Raw genomic sequence first — 18226 nt, forward strand, 5'->3', positions numbered from 1 at the left:
ACAATCTTTTCTCGCCCGACCCACTGTGGTTCAGAGGTGACGACGGTTCAACAATTGTGTTTCCCCACCTCTGGTAGGGATTCCGACCCTTTCAGGACGACTTCGGGACGGGCACACATCACCCACCCCACCGCCCGAACGAGTGAACCCCATTGCGTAGTTGACCACCAAACTTCGGTCGCGGGCCATACCCTCCGACAACCTTTCGCGGGTTGGAAATCGCCCGGCCTCCTGGCAAGATGCTCCCCCGCAGGTTCCCGTAACCGTCAATCGCGGCCAATCCGGCAAACCGCCGCGTGCGCCCACCTCTCGGCGCCCAGGAGTGACGGGCCCCGGTCCGGCAGACTGGCCAGATGCGCATCGAGCTCGCCACCGCCCCCGGTGATCACCAGGTCCCCAACGAGGACTACGCGTCGGTAGCACTGCCGGCGTCAGGTCAGGGCGGGGCACTGGTCGTCCTGGACGGGGTGACGCCACCCGAGGAAGACTACGGCTGCGTCCATGGCGTGCCCTGGTTCACCGCCCGGCTGGGCGGGGCGCTGCTCGAACTGTCCGGATCGCGCCGGGATATGCCGCTGGCAGACTGCCTCTCCCGCGCGATCGAACGAACGGCCGACGCGCACGGCCCAGAATGTGACCTTTCTCACGTTAGAACGCCTCAGGCGACGGTCGTCGCGGTGCGGTGGGATGCGGAGCGGGTCGAGCATCTGGTGCTCTCCGACTCCGCGTTGCTGATCGAGCGGACGGACGGCACGGTGACGCCCGTGCTCGACGACCGGATCGACCGGCTGCGCGCCGCGGGGCGGCGGCCGCTGGCCCCGCTGCGCAATGTCGAGGGCGGCTTCTTCACCGCCGCCGCCGACCCGGCGGTCTCCCGCAGAGCCGTGACCGGCGCCTCCCCGCGCGCGGGGATACGGGCGGTGGCGGCGCTCACCGACGGGGCGGCGCGGTGGGTGGAGATGTTCCGCGAGGGCGACTGGACCGAGTGCTTCGCGCTGCTGCGGAAGGAGGGCCCGCAGGCGCTGATCGACCGGGTGCGGGCGGCGGAGGACGCCGACCCGGAGCGCACCGCGTTCCGCCGCTACAAGGCGCACGACGACGCGGCGGTCGTCTTCGCGGAGTTCTAGCGGAACCCCGGCAAAGTCCCAGGCCCGCGCGTTCGCCCGGGCGGCCCCCGCCGCGCCCCGGCGGCCAAGACCACCTCCGGCCGTCCCCCGAACGCCGCACCCGCGTCGCCGGGTCGGCGGAGCTTGCCGATCCTGACGTACATGAGAGGCCTAGTCCTGCGGCGAAGCTGCGCCCTGTCCGGGCTCCTCGGTGGCCTGCGCGGAGTTCAGCCGGTGCAGCAGCCGGGCGAGTTCGGCCACCTCGCTGCGCTCCCACGCCGCGAGGCGGCGCGCGTACCGCGCCCGCCGGGCCCCTCGTACGCGACGGAACCTGGCACGCCCCTCATCCGTCATCTGAACCAGGAAGGCCCGGCCGTCGGCGGGGTCGGGGGCCCGGGCCACCAGCCCGAGGTCCTCCAGCGCCCGCAGCTGGCGGCTCATGGTCGCCTTGCCGACGCCGAAGTAGGCCGCGAGATCCGTGGCCCGCTGCTGTCCGGCGTCTTCCAGCCGCATCAGCAGTCCGTACGCGGCGGATTCCAGCTCCGGGTGGACTTCCCGGGCCAATTCACCCGAAGAGGCGCGGGCTCGACGAAGGAAAACCGCCAATTCGCGCTCCAGAGCCAGGAATGCATGGTCTACACCAATTCCGCCCATGGTGCGTTCCTCACCCCCCTCGGGGGGCAATGCCCCGTTGTTGTGCACGTCAGAGCCCTCTCCGGATTTTCACGGCGTGAAATTTTCTTTCAGGCGCGGCCGTCGCCGCAGCTCCGTCAGTATTTCGCAGGATTAGACCAACGGCAGCAACCCTCCCCCCTTCCGCGCCGCGTATCTACGCCCGTAGCGTCCTACCTGACATGGCCATTCCAATGACATGTGCACCTCTCCCCACACGAGGCCCTCGGAGGCACGCCATGCCCAAGCACAGACCTGGTACGACCCGGCGCACCCTGACCGCGCTTGGCGGCATTCTCGCCGGTCTTCTCGCGATGAGCTTCACGCTCTCCGGTCCGGCTTCGGCCGCCGAGAGCGGAAAGGCCATCCCCCACCCCGAGGACGACTGGGCGGGCTCCCAGATACTTAAGCACGAAGGCGGTTCCACGACCGGTGAGGAGCCGCCCGGGCTGCTTGCCACCGTCGAAGGCGTGGACGTCAGCAGCCACCAGGGCAACGTCGCCTGGTCGACGCTCTGGAGCAGCGGAGTCCGCTTCGCCTACGTCAAGGCGACGGAGGGCACCACCTACACCAACCCGTACTTCTCGCAGCAGTACACCGGGTCGTACAACGTCGGCATGATCCGCGGGTCGTACCACTTCGCGCTGCCGGACAACTCCAGCGGTGCGGCGCAGGCCACGTACTTCGTCAACCACGGCGGTGGCTGGTCGAAGGACGGCAAGACGCTCCCCGGCGCGCTCGACATGGAGTACAACCCCTACGGCGCGACCTGCTACGGCAAGAGCGCGAGCGCGATGGTCAGCTGGATCAAGGACTTCACCACCACGTACAAGTCGCTCACCGGGCGCGACGCGGTGATCTACACCTCGACGAGCTGGTGGAAGAGCTGCACGGGCAACTCCAGCGCCTTCGGCGGCACCAACCCGCTGTGGATCCCGCGCTACGGCTCCTCGGTCGGTGAACTCCCGGCGGGCTGGGGCTTCCACACCATCTGGCAGTACACCTCGTCGGGCGCGACGGTCGGCGACCACAACAAGTTCAACGGCGCGATCGACCGCGTCCAGGCCCTCGCCAACGGCTGAGCCCCACCCTCGGCGCTTCGCCCTCCGCCGTACGGACCCGGCTGTCCGTACGGCGGAGGGCGTCGGCTGTTCGGGCCCGTCACGCCGCCACGGGAACCTCCGGGGTGGCCGACGTGGCCGACGTGGCCGCCGGGGTGAGGGCCACTTCCAGGACCCGGCGGACGTCCGAGACCGGGTGGACCTCCAGCTTGTCCAGGACCTCGGCGGGGACGTCGTCGAGGTCGGGCTCGTTGCGCTTGGGGATGATCACGGTGGTCACCCCGGCCCGGTGCGCCGCCAGCAGCTTCTGCTTGACGCCGCCGATGGGCAGCACCCGCCCGGTCAGCGAGACCTCGCCGGTCATCGCCACGTCCGGGCGCACCTGGCGGCCGGAGAGCAGCGAGGCCAGGGCCGTGGTCATGGTGATACCCGCGCTCGGGCCGTCCTTGGGCACCGCGCCCGCCGGGACGTGCAGGTGGATGCCGCGCTCCTTGAGGTCACCGACCGGAAGCTCCAGCTCCGCGCCGTGCGAGCGCAGGAAGGAGAGCGCGATCTGGGCGGACTCCTTCATCACGTCGCCCAGCTGGCCGGTGAGGGTCAGCCCCGCGCCGCCCGTCTCCGGGTCGGCCAGGGACGCCTCGACGAACAGCACATCGCCACCCGCGCCGGTGACCGCGAGCCCGGTCGCCACGCCCGGCACGGCGGTGCGCCGCTCGGCCGGGTCCTGGGCGGACTCGGGGGTGTGGTGCGGACGGCCGATGAGCGGCCGCAGCTCGCCGGTGCCGACCGTGAAGGGCAGCTCGCGCTCGCCCAGCTCGTGCTGGGCCGCCACCTTGCGCAGCAGCCGCGCGATGGAGCGCTCCAGGGTCCGTACGCCCGCCTCGCGGGTGTACTCCCCGGCCAGCTTGCGCAGCGCGTCGTCCTCCAGCGTCACCTCGCCCGGCTCCAGGCCGGCCCGCTCCAGCTGGCGGGGCAGCAGGTGGTCGCGGGCGATGGTGACCTTCTCGTCCTCGGTGTAGCCGTCCAGGCGCACCAGCTCCATGCGGTCGAGCAGCGCCTCGGGGATGGCCTCCAGGACGTTGGCCGTCGCGAGGAAGACCACGTCGCTCAGGTCGAGTTCGACCTCCAGGTAGTGGTCGCGGAAGGTGTGGTTCTGCGCCGGGTCCAGGACCTCCAGGAGGGCCGCGGCGGGGTCGCCGCGGAAGTCGGAGCCGACCTTGTCGATCTCGTCGAGGAGGACGACCGGGTTCATCGAGCCCGCCTCCTTGACGGCTCGTACGATCCGGCCGGGCAGCGCCCCGACGTATGTACGCCGGTGGCCGCGGATCTCCGCCTCGTCGCGGACGCCGCCGAGCGCGACGCGCACGAACTTCCGCCCCATCGCGCGGGCGACCGACTCGCCCAGCGACGTCTTGCCGACGCCGGGCGGGCCCACCAGAGCCAGCACCGCGCCGCCCCGGCGGCCGCCGACCACACCCAGGCCGCGGTCGGCGCGGCGCTTGCGCACCGCCAGGTACTCGGTGATCCGCTCCTTGACGTCCTCCAGGCCCGCGTGGTCGGCGTCGAGCACGGCCTTGGCGCCGGCGATGTCGTACGCGTCCTCGGTGCGCTCGTTCCAGGGCAGCTCCAGGACGGTGTCCAGCCAGGTGCGGATCCAGCTGCCCTCGGGGCTCTGGTCGGAGGCCCGCTCCAGCTTGTCGACCTCCTTGAGCGCGGCTTCCCTGACCTTCTCCGGCAGGTCGGCGGCCTCCACCCGGGCCCGGTAGTCGTCGGACTCGTCTTCCGGGTCGCCGTTGAGCTCGGCCAGCTCCTTGCGGACCGCCTCCAGCTGCCGCCGCAGCAGGAACTCGCGCTGCTGCTTGTCGACGCCCTCCTGGACATCCTTGGCGATCGACTCGGCGACGTCCTGCTCGGCGAGGTGTTCACTCAGCCAGCCGACGGCCAGCTTGAGGCGCGCCACCGGGTCGGCCGTCTCCAGCAGCTCCACGCGCTGCTGGACCGACAGGAACGGCGAGTAGCCGGAGTTGTCGGCCAGCTGGCCGACGTCGTCGATCTGCTGCACCCGGTCCACGACCTGCCAGGCGCCGCGCTTGCGCAGCCAGCTGGTGGTCAGCGCCTTGTACTCCTTGACCAGCTCCGAGACGGCACCGGGCAACGGGTCCGGAACGATCTCCTCGACCTGGGTGCCCTCCACCCACAGGGCGGCCCCGGGACCGGTCGTCCCCGCGCCTATGCGCACCCGGCGCACCCCGCGGATCAGCGCGCCCGGGTCGCCGTCGGAGAGCCGGCCCACCTGCTCGACCGTGCCGAGCGTGCCCATGCCCGCGTACGTCCCGTCGATGCGCGGCACGAGCAGGACGCGCGGCTTGCCGCCGCCGCTGCCGCTTGATCGGGCGGCGGCCTGTGCGGCCTCCACCGCGGCTCGTACCTCACTGTCGGACAGGTCCAGCGGCACCACCATGCCGGGCAGCACCACCTCGTCATCGAGGGGCAGCACGGGCAGGGTGAGCGGTGTGGACGTGGAAGCCATGATCTCCCCTTCGGCAGGCAAGTTGAGCTATGCAGACTCAATGCGCGGAGGCCCACCGATGTTCCCGGCCCGTTGTTCGCTCTGAGCGATCACCCGTTCCTGCGGTGCGTCAGCGGAACGTGAACCGTCACCCCTTCGGTAAGCGATAGAGGGGCGTGAGACTGTTCCGCCCGATGGGGTCAGACCGAAGCGACGGGGAGTTGCTGCGAGCCGTCGCGCGGGGAGACGCGCAGGCGCTCGCCACGCTCTACGACCGGCACGCGGGCTGGCTGCACGCGCGCCTCACGCGCCGCTGCCACGACCCCGAGACCGTACGCGAGGTCCTGCAGGACACCTTCGTCACGGCCTGGCGCACGGCCGGCGCGCACCGCGGCGGCGAGGCGGGCGGCTGGCTGTGGACCATCGCCGCCCGCCGCCTCGTCGACGCCCAGCGCGCCGCCACCCGCGCCGCCCAGGCCCAGGCCGCCCACGCCCGCCACCAGCCGGACCCGGCCCACGCCACGGCCCCCTCCGCGGAGGAGCGGGCCCTCGACGCACTGGAGTACGGCGACGTCGGCACCGCCCTCGACCGCCTCTCCCCCGAACTGCGCGCCGTCCTGCGCGCCACGGTCGTCGACGGGCTCACCACCCGCGAGGCCGCGCAGCTCCTCGGCATCCCCGAAGGCACCGTCAAAACCCGCGCCCAACGCGCCCGAAGAGAACTCCGCGCCGCCCTCACCGAGCGGCGCACCACACCCCCGCACCTCCTGGACGCTCTCGGAGGCACCGCATGACGCGCCGGCGACTGACGAACCGCGGCGGCCCCGCCGCCACCTGGCACGTGACACCCGCACACGCGGCGTCCTACGCCGACGGCTCGCTGCCGGAGACCGACGCGTGGTCGGTCGAGAAACACGTCGAGGCCTGCGCGACCTGCGCGGAGCGCGTCTCGGCCGCCGTCCGCGAAGGCGCGGCGGCGCCCGCGCTGGCGGAGATCCGGGCGACGGTGCTGACCTTGGCGGGGGCGCAGGCGCAGGCCCAGGCGCCCAACGATGCGCTTGCCGGGACGGGGGCCGGGGTCGCAGCCGGGGCCGGGGCTGCGACCGGGACCGGGGCCACAGCCGCGACCGCAGCCGCAGCCGGGGTCGGCGGCGCGGCTCCGGCCGTGGGGGCGGCACGACACGGCGGGGAAGCCGTCGCGTCAGGCGCAATGGCCGCCCCCCATACCGCCGGCCGGGAGGGCCCAGCCGGCATCGGCGACGCCGCTCCCGTCGCCGGGCGGCGCCGCTCCCTGCTGGGCCTCGGCCGGGGGCCCGCCCGGGGCCCCCGGGCGTGGATGGTGTGGGCCGCGGGGCCCGCGGTGCGCGGGCCTTGGCTGGTCGCGCTGCTCGTGACGGGGGTCGTCGCGGCCGGGGCCGCGCGGGCCGCGGGGGTCTCCGGTGTGCGGCCGCTGTTGCTGGCGCTCGCGCCCGTACTGCCGTCCGCCGGGGTGGCCGTCTCGTACGGGCGGCACGCCGACCCCATGCATGAGCTCGCCGCGTCCACGCCATCCGGCGGTCTGCGGCTGCTGCTGACCCGTACGGCGGTCGTACTCGCCGTGTCCGTGCCGCTGCTGACCCTCGTCGGGCAGCTGCTGCCCGCGGCCGCCGGGGCGCCCGCGGCCTCGGCCTGGCTGCTGCCCGGGCTCGCGCTCACGCTCGCCGCGCTCGCCCTCGCCTCGTACGTCGGCTGCCGGATCGCCACCTGTGCGGTCACCGCGGGCTGGCTGCTGGCCGTCGGTGCCCCGGCGGCCCTCGCACACTCCGGTGACCCCCAGGGACCCACCCTCGGGGGCGCCGTGTCCGATTCCCTCGCCACTGTCCTCTCCGGCCCCGCCGCTCAGGGCGGCTGGGCAGCGGCGGCGGCTGTCTGCGCGGGGCTGCTGGCCCTGCGCCGTACCTCCTTCGACCATCTGGAGCGCATGTGACCAGCGCCGTCTCCGTCCGTGTCCACGGGTTGACGGTCCGGCACCGCCGGACCACCGCCCTCGACGCCGTCGACCTCGCCTTCGGGACCGGTGTCCATGGCCTGCTCGGCCCCAACGGGGCGGGCAAGACCTCCCTGATCCGCGTTCTCGCGACGGTCGCCGCGCCCACCGCCGGGCGCGTGGAGCTGCTCGGCGGCGACATCTCGGCGCCCGCGCACCGGACCGCCGTACGCCGCAGGCTCGGCTATCTGCCGCAGGAGTTCGGCTACTACCCAGGCTTCACGGTGCGCGAGTTCGTCGCCTACATGGCGTGGCTGAAGGAGATACCGCGCGCGGACGCCCCCGCCGCGGTCGAACGCGCCGTCGCGCGGGTCGGGCTCGCCGACCGCATCGACGCGAAGGTCCGCAGCCTGTCGGGGGGCATGGTGCGGCGCGTCGGCATCGCGCAGGCGATCGTCAACGACCCGGCCGTGCTGTTCCTGGACGAGCCGACGGCCGGTCTCGACCCGGAGCAGCGGGTGGACTTCCGGGCGCTGCTGCGCGAGCTGGGCCGTAACGCGACGGTGCTCGTCTCCACCCATCTGGTGGAGGACGTCGCCGCGGCGTGCACGGAGGTCACCCTCATCGGGTCGGGCCGGGTGGCCTACCAGGGCACACCCCGGGCACTGGCCGAGCTGGGCGCCGAGGCGGAGACCGACGACTTCGGCGACAACCCGATCGAGCGCGGTTACGCCGTGGCGCTGCGCCGCCACCGGGCCGGCCAGGGCGCCTCCGCGGGATGGACGGTGACCCGATGAGCCGGACCCCGACCCTGCGCCCGCGCGTCACGCACTCCGCACCCGAGACCCGCCCCCCGCGCGTCGCCCGTCCCCTGCGCGCCGAGCTCCGCCGCGGCGTCGGACCGCCCGCGGGCGCCGCCGTGCTGGCCACCCTGCTCTTCACCATGTACACCAAGGCCGACAGCTGGCAGACCGGGTGGACGGACACGACCGACATGCTGCGGGCGGCGGGGGCACTGCTCGGCGCGCCGCCGGCGGCCGCGGCCGCGTGCTGGCAGGGCGGGCGGGAGCGACGGCGTGGGACGGAGGAACTGCTGGCCACCGTGGCGCGCAGCCGCCTCCGGCAGACCCTGCTGGCCGCGGCGCCCACGATCGTGTGGCCGGTCGTCGGTTATCTGCTCACAGCCGCCCTATGCCTGCTGGCGACCTGGCCGTACGCGGGCGACGGCCACCCGTTCGTATCGCTGATCGCGGCCGACGCGACGGCCATCGGCTCGTTCGCCGCGCTGGGGTTCGTCGCGGGGCGCGTCGTGCCGTGGCGGCTGGCCCCGCCCGTGGTCGCCCTGGCCGTCTACCTCATTCAACCCTTCATCGGCGTTCAGGACGCCCCCGCCTCCTGGCTCAGCCCCGGCAAGGAGCACATCTTCTCCTGGGACCGGCCGGTGTGGTGGTTCGGGCCCGCCTCGATGGTGTGGACGGCCGGGCTCGCGGCAGCGGCGCTCCTGGCCTACGCCACCCGCCGCCGCGCCCGCGCCCTGGCCCTCGCGCCGCTCGCCGCCGCGGCCACCGCGGCCGTCCTGATCGTGCAGACCGGCGACGGCCTGTGGCGCCCTGACCCGGCGAGCGCGGTGCTGGTCTGCGACGACGGGACGCCGCGCGTCTGCGCGACGCGGGCGCACAGCCACCTGCTGCCGGGCGCGTCCGCGGCGCTGGCCGGGCTGGCGGCGAAGCTGCGCGGCGTACCAAACGCCCCCACCCGCATTGTCGAGAGCCTGGACGACCGCCGGGTGCGCCGCACCGACGCACCGTTGTCCGGCTGGAACTCCTACTTCCGGCGCGGCCGAATGGTCGAGCCGGAGATGTTCGCGGCCAACGCGGCCTTCGGCGCGACGGCGCCGTCCTGCCCCGGCGTCTCCGATATGGAGCGCTACAACGACATCAGCGAGGCCGTCGCCGAATGGCTGGCGCCGATGCCCAGGCCCAAGCGCGTGCCGGCGGGCTGGAACGAACCGGGCTACACCCGCAACCTGAAGAGGCTGAAGACCATGCCCGACGATGAGCGCACGCGCTGGCTCGGCGACTACTTCGCCGCCGTGCGCACGTGCCGCCTTGAGCGGGTGACGGCCCCGTGAACCTGAACCTGCTCCTGTACGCGCGCTCGCGCGCCCTGCCCACGACCATCGTCGTCCTGCTCGCCGCCGCGCCCGCCACCGCATGGTGCGCGGACTGGCTCGTGGCACAACCCGACCTCGGACCGCGGGCCCGCCTGCCGGTCGTCGTCCTCGCGCCGGTACTCGTCGCCGCCGCGATCGGGACGAGCCTGTACACCCACAGCGACGAGTTGGACCGGACCGCCGTACGCCCCTGGTGGCCGCGGCGCCTCGCCCAACTGCTGCTGCTCACGGCGGTGGCGGCCGGGCTGCTCACGACCGCCGTCCCGGGCCATCCGGAGCTGTACGGGGCGCCCGCCATGGTCCGCAACGTCCTGGGCGCCGTGGGGGTCACCGCCCTGGCCGCCGCGCTCATCAGGGCCCGGCTGAGCTGGCTGCCGATGCTGGCGCACACCAGCGCGGTCTACTTCAGCGCGCAGGCCGAACCGGGCGGGCCCGGCGCGGTGTGGGCCTGGTCGGTGCAGCCGGGGTCGCAGCAGACCGCGTGGTGGACGGCGGCCGCGCTGTTCGCCGCGGGCACCTGCCTCTACGCGGTGCGCGGCGCCCGCCCGGAGAGCCCCGGCTCGCGCCGCTGAACGGCCCGCCGCACATACGGCCGGCACAGGACGCCGGTCGCCAGGGCGAGCAGATGGCCCCAGTCAGTGAGCGGATCGGCGAACTCCACCAGATCCAGGACGAGCACCAGCGCGATCCCGCCGAGCACCGTCGAGCGCAGCCAGGGCCGCAGCAGCCCGGCGAGCGCGGCGGTGCAGGCGAGCAGCCCGTAGCTGATGCCGTAGTCGAGCCGGCGCAGCGAGCTCTCGGGCAGGTGTCCGGCGGCGACCGAGGCGGCCACGGGCAGCTCGGTCATCAGCGTCGCCAGCACATGCCCGAACAGGAACACCCCGGCGGTCCGCCACCCCCCGAGCCGCCGCTCCAGCGCCCCGACCACGACGAGGAAGGCGAGGATGTACGGCGACGACAGCCCACCCACGACCCACACCGCGCTGGCGACCAGCACCAGCACCGGCCGGTCGGCGAGGTTCACGACATCGGTGCTGGAGCGGGTCAGAACGTCGTGCACCAGGTCCGGGTCCGCGAGGTCGGAGAAGGCGCTGGTGACGATCAGGACCAGGGCATAACAGAACGTGAACGGCGCCCCCGCCGGCCTGGGCAGACCCTGCACCACCGACCCGACCCACCGCGGCCGGGCGCCGACGCGGGGGGTGGGGGTGGCGCGTGGGACTCGTACGGCGCGTACGGCCCCTGCGACGGAAAGCTGTGGGGTCGCGGCGTCCGGGGCCGCGGGGCCCGAGAGGGGGGCTGCGGCCGCGCGGCGCGCGGCGGCGGGACGGCAGGACTTCGGCCGGCGCGCCGCCCGCCGTGGTTCACCGGCCGCGGTACCGGCCGCTCGCGTCTCCGTCACGCCCCGGCTCCTTCCTCTGCCACGCCCGCCGTTCTCCCCGCTTCTGATCACAACAACGGCCGGGCCGCACTTCATGTCCCCAACCCTCCGGTTGTGAACGCCGCCACAACCGCCCGGCCCCGGTAGGTAGATTCGGGCAGGGGCGGTGGCCGCAGAGCCCGCCGCGGCCGCCCCTGCCCGGATGAACTCAAGCCCGAGCCGCCCCCGGGAGCCCCGAGCTCCCCAGGAAGGACCTCGCCCCGTGTACCCGCCGTACGACACCGACACCGACACCGCCGCCAACCCCGATGCCGACCGCCCCGTGACCCTCGACCGTCGCGAGGGCCCGTACGGCGAGGTGGTGCTGCGGCGGCGCGGCGGGGGCGGGAGCGGCCCGGACGCCGACGGCCAGAACGCAGGCGGCCCGCATGCCACTGCCCCCGTCTTCGAAATCATCGCCAACGGGTGCTTTCTGATGGACACCTCCGACGGCCGCTCCGAGCGCCTCCTGATCCGCGCCGCGCTGAACGCGCTGCCCGCCGCCCGGCAGGCGCCCGCGCTGCTGATCGGCGGGCTGGGCGTCGGGTTCTCACTGGCCGAGGCGGCGGCTGAGCCGCGGTGGGGCCGGATCGCGGTGGTGGAGCGGGAGGAGGCGGTCATCGACTGGCACCGCACCGGCCCGCTGGGGCGGATCTCGGCGGCCGCGCTCGCCGATCCGCGCACCGAGGTCATCCGGGCCGATCTGGTCTCCCACCTGCACGCAGGCGTCTCGCACCCTGACACAGGTGTCTCTCACCCGCACACAGCCACGGCATCCGCGCCCTACGACGCGCTCTGCCTGGACATCGACAACGGCCCCGACTGGACGGTCACCGAGGACAACGACAGCCTCTACTCCCCCGCCGGTCTCGCCGCCTGCCGGGCGAGCCTCTCTCCGGGCGGAGTGCTCGCCGTATGGTCCGCCCAGCCCTCGCCCGCCTTTGAGGAATCTCTCCGGAATGCCGGTTTCACGGGGGTGCGGACGGAAGAGATCAGCGTTGCCCGAGGTGTCCCGGACGTGGTTCACCTCGCGATTCGAGGCTCGTAGCCGAGCCGCGTAGGCTGCCTTTACGCTGCTTGCCAGCGCGCGCGGCCGGGCAGATGACCAGCCAGGAGCCGCGGTTTCACAGAATAAAGCAGGGGCGGGCGCATGGAGCAGACTCACAGCAGCCACAACGGGACCGCCACGACCACCCCGGGGGCACAGCGCCGGGTCCTGGTCGTCGAGGACGATCCGACCATAGTGGACGCCATCGCGGCCCGGCTGCGCGCCGAGGGGTTCCAGGTGCAGACGGCCGGGGACGGCCCGGCGGCCGTCGATACGGCGGAGGCGTGGCAGCCGGACCTGTTGGTGCTCGATGTGATGCTGCCCGGGTTCGACGGCCTGGAGGTCTGCCGCCGGGTGCAGGCCAGGCGCCCGGTGCCGGTGCTGATGCTCACCGCGCGCGACGACGAGACCGACATGTTGGTGGGTCTGGGGGTCGGCGCCGACGACTACATGACCAAGCCGTTCTCCATGCGCGAGCTGGCCGCGCGGGTGCATGTACTGCTCAGACGCGTCGAGCGGGCGGCGCTGGCCGCGCACACCCCGCGCAGCGGCATTCTGCGGCTGGGCGAGCTGGAGATCGACCACGCGCAGCGCCGGGTGCGGGTGCGCGGCACGGATGTGCATCTCACCCCGACCGAGTTCGATCTGCTGGTCTGCCTGGCCAACACGCCGCGCGCGGTGCTCTCCCGGGAGCAGCTGCTCGCGGAGGTCTGGGACTGGGCGGACGCGTCGGGCACCCGGACGGTGGACAGTCACATCAAGGCGTTGCGCCGGAAGATCGGCGCGGAGCGGATCCGTACGGTGCATGGCGTGGGCTACGCCCTGGAGACCCCGGCGGCATGAGGCCATCCGGCCGCCGGACGGCCGTCTGGAGCCGCGAGACGTGGCGCGAGACCTGGCGCGCCGCCTGGGGCCGCCAGTGGGACCGGCTGCGGGGCCGCCAGTGGGACCGGCTGCGGGGCCGGCTGTGGGAGGCGCTGAAGCCCTTCGACCCGTACCGGTCGGTGAAGGCCGCGCTCGGCGCGCTGGTCATCGGCTCGGTGATCATCACCACGCTGCTGGTGTTCGCGGCGATGCACTCCGACACCGAGCTGCGCATCATCACCATCTTCTCGATCATCGCCTCGCTGCTGATCACCCAGTTCGTGGCGCACGGCCTGACCGCCCCGCTGGACGAGATGACCGAGGTCACCCGGGCGATGGCGCACGGCGACTACACGCGCCGGGTGAGCGCCGCACAGCGGGGGGACGAGTTCGGCGCCCTGGCCACCTCCTTCAACCGGATGGCCGCCGATCTGGAGGCGGTGGACACGCAGCGCAAGGAGATGGTCGCGAACGTCTCCCATGAGCTGCGTACCCCGATCGCGGCGCTGCGCGCGGTCCTGGAGAACGTCGTGGACGGGGTCTCGGAGGCCGACCCGGAGACGATGCGCGTCGCGCTGCGCCAGACCGAACGGCTGGGCCGGCTGGTCGAGCAGCTGCTCGACCTGTCCCGGCTGGACAAGGGTGTGGTGCCGCTGTACGCGCGGCGCTTCGAGGTCTGGCCGTATCTGGCCGGGATCCTCAAGGAGGCCAGCATGGCCAAGGGCGCGTACGCGGACGGCAGCTCGGGCTCGCACGCCCGTAAGGACGTCCATCTCAACCTGGACGTCTTCCCGTCCGATCTGACCGCGCACGCCGACGCGGAGCGGCTCCACCAGGTCGTCGCGAATCTGATCGACAACGCGGTGAAGCACTCCCCGGCGCACGGCCGCGTCACCGTGCGGGCACGGCGCGGCGAGGGCCCGGAGAGCCTGGAGCTGGAGGTGCTGGACGAGGGCCCGGGCATCCCGGAGGCCGAGCGGCACCGGGTCTTCGAGCGCTTCAACCGGGGTGGCCCGTCCGCCCAGAGCGGAAAGCCTGGGGCGCCGCGCGGGCCGGGCCAGGGCAGTGACGGCGGTACGGGGCTGGGTCTCGCCATCGCGCGGTGGGCGGTCGATCTGCACGGGGGGCGGATAGGCGTGGCCGAGTCCCCCCGGGGATGCCGGATCAAGGTCAGCCTGCCGGGGACGCACACCAGGGAGCCCAGAGACCACTGAGGCGCAGACCCCAGCCAGACCCCAGACAGACCCCAGCCAGACCCCAGCCAGACCCCGGCCAGATCTCTGGCAGATCTCCTAGACGAACCCACCCCCCACAGAGATCAAAATTGACGTAAAGTCGTCAACGAAGGCGCACAGACGTCGACGGTCGCGCACATCCGAGCGGGTGTGGGCGCATTTTCGCGTTCCAGCCGACACCAAAACCAGCGGTGATTCCCGCCATTTCAGGCCTCGAAACCAGCCGATCAATGTGACTTGCGCGACGATGACCAGTGCGGCCTGCACGTAAGGGGTCGAGAGGCGTAGCCTTTATTCCCGCTGTCCACCACCTTAGGAAGCGGAAGAGGGCGGTTGCCGCCGTGTCGCCACAGTCCCCCAACAGTTCGAGCATCTCGACCGACCAGCAGGACGGTCAGGGGAGTAACCCTGCCGCCGCGTTCGGACCCAACGAGTGGCTCGTCGACGAGATCTACCAGCAGTACCTCCAGGACCCGAACTCGGTCGACCGAGCCTGGTGGGACTTCTTCGCCGACTACAAGCCGGGCCAGGACACCAGCTCCGCGGTGGCCGAGCCCGCGACGGCCCCGCCGGCCCCGGCCGCCGCGGGGGCGGCCGGTACCGGTGCCGCCGCGCCGGCCCCGGTGAGCAACGGCGCCGCGCCGGCTCCGGTGAAGCCCGCCGCCCCGGCCGCGCCGCCCGCTGCCCAGCAGGCCGCGCCGGCGAAGGCCGCGGCTCCGGCCCCGGCCAAGGCCGCTCCGGCCAAGGCCGCGCCCGCGAAGGCCGCGCCCGCCAAGGCTGCCGAGCCGACCGCCCCGGCCGCCGGCCCGGAGTACGTCACGCTGCGCGGCCCCTCCGCCGCCGTCGCGAAGAACATGAACGCCAGCCTCGAGCTGCCGACGGCCACCTCCGTGCGCGCCGTCCCGGTCAAGCTGCTGTTCGACAACCGCATCGTCATCAACAACCACCTCAAGCGCGCCCGCGGCGGCAAGGTGTCCTTCACGCACCTGATCGGCTACGCCATGGTGCAGGCGCTGAAGGCGATGCCCTCGATGAACCACTCGTTCACCGAGAAGGACGGCAAGCCGACCCTGGTCAAGCCCGAGCACGTCAACCTTGGCCTCGCCATCGACCTGGTCAAGCCCAACGGCGACCGCCAGCTCGTCGTCGCGGCGATCAAGAAGGCCGAGACGCTGAACTTCTTCGAGTTCTGGCAGGCCTACGAGGACATCGTCCGCCGCGCCCGCGCGAACAAGCTGACGATGGAGGACTTCACCGGCGTCACGGCCTCCCTCACCAACCCGGGCGGCATCGGCACCGTGCACTCCGTGCCGCGGCTGATGCCCGGGCAGGGCCTGATCATCGGCGTCGGCGCCATGGAGTACCCGGCCGAGTTCCAGGGCACCTCGCAGGACACCCTGAACAAGCTGGGCATCGCCAAGATCATGACGCTGACCAGCACCTATGACCACCGGGTGATCCAGGGCGCCGCCTCCGGCGAGTTCCTGCGGATCATGAGCCAGCTGCTGCTCGGCGAGAACGACTTCTACGACGAGATCTTCAAGGCGCTGCGGATCCCGTACGAGCCGGTCCGCTGGCTGCGCGACATCGACGTCTCGCACGACGACGACGTCACCAAGGCCGCGCGCGTCTTCGACCTGATCCACTCCTACCGGGTCCGCGGCCACGTCATGGCCGACACCGACCCGCTGGAGTACCGCCAGCGCAAGCACCCCGACCTGGACATCATCGAGCACGGGCTCACCCTGTGGGACCTGGAGCGCGAGTTCGCGGTCGGCGGCTTCGCCGGCAAGACGATGATGAACCTGCGCGACATCCTGGGCGTGCTGCGCGACTCGTACTGCCGCACCACCGGCATCGAGTTCATGCACATCCAGGACCCGAAGCAGCGCAAGTGGATCCAGGACCGCGTGGAGCGCCCGCACGCCAAGCCGGAGCGCGAGGAGCAGCTGCGGATCCTGCGCCGGCTGAACGCGGCCGAGGCGTTCGAGACCTTCCTGCAGACGAAGTACGTCGGCCAGAAGCGCTTCTCGCTGGAGGGCGGCGAGTCCGTCATCCCGCTGCTGGACGCGGTGCTGGACGCGGCCGCCGAGTCGCGCCTGGACGAGGTCGTCATCGGCATGGCCCACCGCGGCCGCCTCAACGTCCTCGCGAACATCGTCGGCAAGTCGTACGCGCAGATCTTCCGCGAGTTCGAGGGCAACCTCGACCCGAAGTCGATGCACGGCTCCGGCGACGTGAAGTACCACCTGGGCGCCGAGGGCACCTTCACCGGCCTGGACGGCGAGCAGATCGCGGTCTCGCTCACCGCCAACCCCTCGCACCTGGAGGCGGTGGACCCGGTCCTGGAGGGCGTCGTCCGCGCCAAGCAGGACATCATCGGCAAGGCCGGCACCGACTTCACCGTCCTGCCCGTCGCCCTGCACGGCGACGCCGCCTTCGCGGGCCAGGGCGTCGTGGCCGAGACCCTGAACATGTCGCAGCTGCGCGGCTACCGCACCGGCGGCACCGTGCACATCGTCATCAACAACCAGGTCGGCTTCACCGCCGCCCCGGCCGCGTCCCGCTCCTCGATGTACGCCACGGACGTCGCGCGCATGATCGAGGCGCCGATCTTCCACGTGAACGGCGACGACCCGGAGGCCGTGGTGCGCGTCGCGCGCCTCGCGTTCGAGTTCCGCCAGGCGTTCAACAAGGACGTGGTGATCGACCTCATCTGCTACCGCCGCCGCGGTCACAACGAGACCGACAACCCCGGCTTCACCCAGCCGCTGATGTACGACCTGATCGACAAGAAGCGCTCGGTGCGCAAGCTCTACACCGAATCGCTCATCGGTCGCGGCGACATCACCCTGGAAGAGGCCGAGCAGGCGCTGCAGGACTTCCAGGGCCAGCTGGAGAAGGTCTTCACCGAGGTCCGCGACGCCACCTCGCACCCGGCCCCGACCGAGGTCCCCGAGCCCCAGCCGGAGTTCCCGGTGGCGGTCTCCACGGCCGTCAGCCAGGAGGTCGTCAAGCGGATCGCCGAGTCCCAGGTCAACATCCCCGACCGGATCACCGTCCACCCGAGGCTGTACCCGCAGCTCCAGCGGCGCGCGGCGATGATCGAGGACGACACGATCGACTGGGGCATGGGCGAGACCCTGGCCATCGGCTCGCTGCTGATGGAGGGCACCCCCGTCCGCCTGGCCGGCCAGGACTCCCGCCGCGGCACCTTCGGCCAGCGCCACGCGGTGCTGGTGGACCGGGAGACCGGCGAGGACCACACCCCGCTGCTCTACCTCTCCGAGGAGCAGGCCCGCTACAACGTCTACGACTCGCTGCTCAGCGAGTACGCGGCGATGGGCTTCGAGTACGGCTACTCGCTGGCCCGCCCGGACGCGCTGGTCATGTGGGAGGCCCAGTTCGGTGACTTCGTCAACGGCGCGCAGACGATCGTCGACGAGTTCATCTCCTCGGCCGAGCAGAAGTGGGGCCAGACCTCCGGCGTCACGCTGCTGCTCCCGCACGGCTACGAGGGCCAGGGCCCGGACCACTCCTCGGCCCGTATCGAGCGCTTCCTCCAGCTGTGCGCGCAGAACAACATGACGGTCGCCGCGCCGACGCTGCCGTCGAACTACTTCCACCTGCTGCGCTGGCAGGTCCACAACCCGCACCACAAGCCGCTGGTCGTCTTCACCCCGAAGTCGATGCTGCGTCTGAAGGCGGCGGCCTCCAAGACCGAGGAGTTCCTGAACGGCTCCTTCCGCCCGGCCATCGGCGACGAGACGGTCGACCCGGCCGCGGTCCGCAAGGTCGTCTTCTGCTCCGGCAAGGTCTACTACGACCTGGCCGCCGAGCGGGACAAGCGCGGTGCGACGGACACGGCCATCATCCGGCTGGAGCGGCTGTACCCGCTGCCGGGCGCCGAGCTGCAGGCCGAGATCGCCAAGTACTCCGGCGTCCAGAAGTTCGTCTGGGCGCAGGAGGAGCCGGCGAACCAGGGTGCGTGGCCGTTCGTCGCGCTCAACCTGATCGACCACCTGGAGCTCTCGGTGGGCGCGGACCTGCCGGCCTCCGAGCGGCTCGTCCGGGTGTCCCGGCCGCACTCCTCCTCCCCGGCGGTGGGGTCGAACAAGCGGCACCAGGCGGAGCAGCAGGCGCTGGTCAGCGAGGTCTTCGAAATCTGACCG

14 protein-coding genes are annotated in these 18226 nt (G+C 72.4%); 11 read left to right on the forward strand and 3 right to left on the reverse strand.

The features are described 5' to 3' along the window. The first annotated feature begins 353 nt into the window (after positions 1 to 353). The gene (locus PV419_RS07665; RefSeq protein WP_319686973.1) at positions 354 to 1127 is read left to right on the forward strand and encodes a protein phosphatase 2C domain-containing protein; all 774 of its coding nucleotides are present in this window, start codon (positions 354 to 356) and stop codon (positions 1125 to 1127) included. 150 nt (positions 1128 to 1277) lie between these two features. Here the strand turns inward: PV419_RS07665 and PV419_RS07670 are convergent, their stop codons facing one another. Further along, complete coding sequence (locus PV419_RS07670) at positions 1278 to 1760, reverse strand: MarR family winged helix-turn-helix transcriptional regulator (RefSeq protein ID WP_319686974.1); 483 nt, start codon at positions 1758 to 1760, stop codon at positions 1278 to 1280. Between the two features lie 257 nt (positions 1761 to 2017). Between PV419_RS07670 and PV419_RS07675 the strand changes: the two genes are divergently transcribed. Next, a complete protein-coding gene (locus PV419_RS07675; protein WP_319686975.1) occupies positions 2018 to 2860 on the forward strand; it encodes a GH25 family lysozyme in 843 nt (280 codons plus the stop codon). A 79-nt stretch (positions 2861 to 2939) separates the two neighbouring features. Here the strand turns inward: PV419_RS07675 and lon are convergent, their stop codons facing one another. Then, complete coding sequence (gene lon / locus PV419_RS07680; protein ID WP_319686976.1) at positions 2940 to 5369, reverse strand: endopeptidase La; 2430 nt, start codon at positions 5367 to 5369, stop codon at positions 2940 to 2942. A gap of 173 nt (positions 5370 to 5542) precedes the next feature. On the opposite strand from lon, the gene PV419_RS07685 reads away from it, so the two are divergent. The 5 genes from PV419_RS07685 to PV419_RS07705 are packed head-to-tail and all read left to right on the forward strand — an operon-like array spanning position 5543 to position 10059. Beyond that, positions 5543 to 6142, forward strand: coding sequence for an RNA polymerase sigma factor (locus PV419_RS07685; RefSeq protein WP_319686977.1), 600 nt, complete (start codon positions 5543 to 5545; stop codon positions 6140 to 6142). Beyond that, positions 6139 to 7314 (forward strand): zf-HC2 domain-containing protein, encoded by a 1176-nt coding sequence (locus tag PV419_RS07690; protein ID WP_319686978.1) that lies wholly within the window; start codon positions 6139 to 6141, stop codon positions 7312 to 7314. The genes PV419_RS07685 and PV419_RS07690 overlap by 4 nt, the downstream gene beginning before the upstream one ends. Further along, positions 7311 to 8111 (forward strand): ABC transporter ATP-binding protein, encoded by an 801-nt coding sequence (locus tag PV419_RS07695; protein WP_319686979.1) that lies wholly within the window; start codon positions 7311 to 7313, stop codon positions 8109 to 8111. The genes PV419_RS07690 and PV419_RS07695 overlap by 4 nt, the downstream gene beginning before the upstream one ends. After that, a complete protein-coding gene (locus PV419_RS07700; protein WP_319686980.1) occupies positions 8108 to 9445 on the forward strand; it encodes a hypothetical protein in 1338 nt (445 codons plus the stop codon). The genes PV419_RS07695 and PV419_RS07700 overlap by 4 nt, the downstream gene beginning before the upstream one ends. Further along, the gene (locus PV419_RS07705; RefSeq protein WP_319686981.1) at positions 9442 to 10059 is read left to right on the forward strand and encodes a hypothetical protein; all 618 of its coding nucleotides are present in this window, start codon (positions 9442 to 9444) and stop codon (positions 10057 to 10059) included. Before PV419_RS07700 ends, PV419_RS07705 begins: the two co-directional genes overlap by 4 nt. Here the strand turns inward: PV419_RS07705 and PV419_RS07710 are convergent. After that, positions 10011 to 10889: a rhomboid-like protein gene (locus PV419_RS07710; RefSeq protein WP_319686982.1), complete on the reverse strand. Its 879-nt coding sequence runs from the start codon at positions 10887 to 10889 to the stop codon at positions 10011 to 10013. The genes PV419_RS07705 and PV419_RS07710 overlap by 49 nt on opposite strands. A 241-nt stretch (positions 10890 to 11130) precedes the next feature. Between PV419_RS07710 and PV419_RS07715 the strand changes: the two genes are divergently transcribed. From PV419_RS07715 to PV419_RS07730, 4 genes are all read left to right on the forward strand, one after another. Beyond that, positions 11131 to 11955 carry a spermidine synthase gene (locus tag PV419_RS07715; RefSeq protein ID WP_319686983.1) on the forward strand — a complete coding sequence of 275 codons (825 nt, stop codon included), beginning with the start codon at positions 11131 to 11133 and terminating at the stop codon, positions 11953 to 11955. Between the two features lie 102 nt (positions 11956 to 12057). After that, positions 12058 to 12798: a response regulator transcription factor gene (locus PV419_RS07720; RefSeq protein ID WP_319686985.1), complete on the forward strand. Its 741-nt coding sequence runs from the start codon at positions 12058 to 12060 to the stop codon at positions 12796 to 12798. Beyond that, the gene (locus PV419_RS07725) at positions 12795 to 14033 is read left to right on the forward strand and encodes a HAMP domain-containing sensor histidine kinase (protein ID WP_319686986.1); all 1239 of its coding nucleotides are present in this window, start codon (positions 12795 to 12797) and stop codon (positions 14031 to 14033) included. Before PV419_RS07720 ends, PV419_RS07725 begins: the two co-directional genes overlap by 4 nt. 362 nt (positions 14034 to 14395) lie before the next feature. Next, on the forward strand, positions 14396 to 18223 hold the full coding sequence (locus PV419_RS07730) for a multifunctional oxoglutarate decarboxylase/oxoglutarate dehydrogenase thiamine pyrophosphate-binding subunit/dihydrolipoyllysine-residue succinyltransferase subunit (protein WP_319686987.1): 3828 nt from the start codon (positions 14396 to 14398) through the stop codon (positions 18221 to 18223). Positions 18224 to 18226 lie beyond the last annotated feature (3 nt).

It is taken from the genome of Streptomyces sp. ME19-01-6, from assembly GCF_033793745.1.
In the GTDB taxonomy this organism is placed as follows: Bacteria; Actinomycetota; Actinomycetes; order Streptomycetales; family Streptomycetaceae; genus Streptomyces.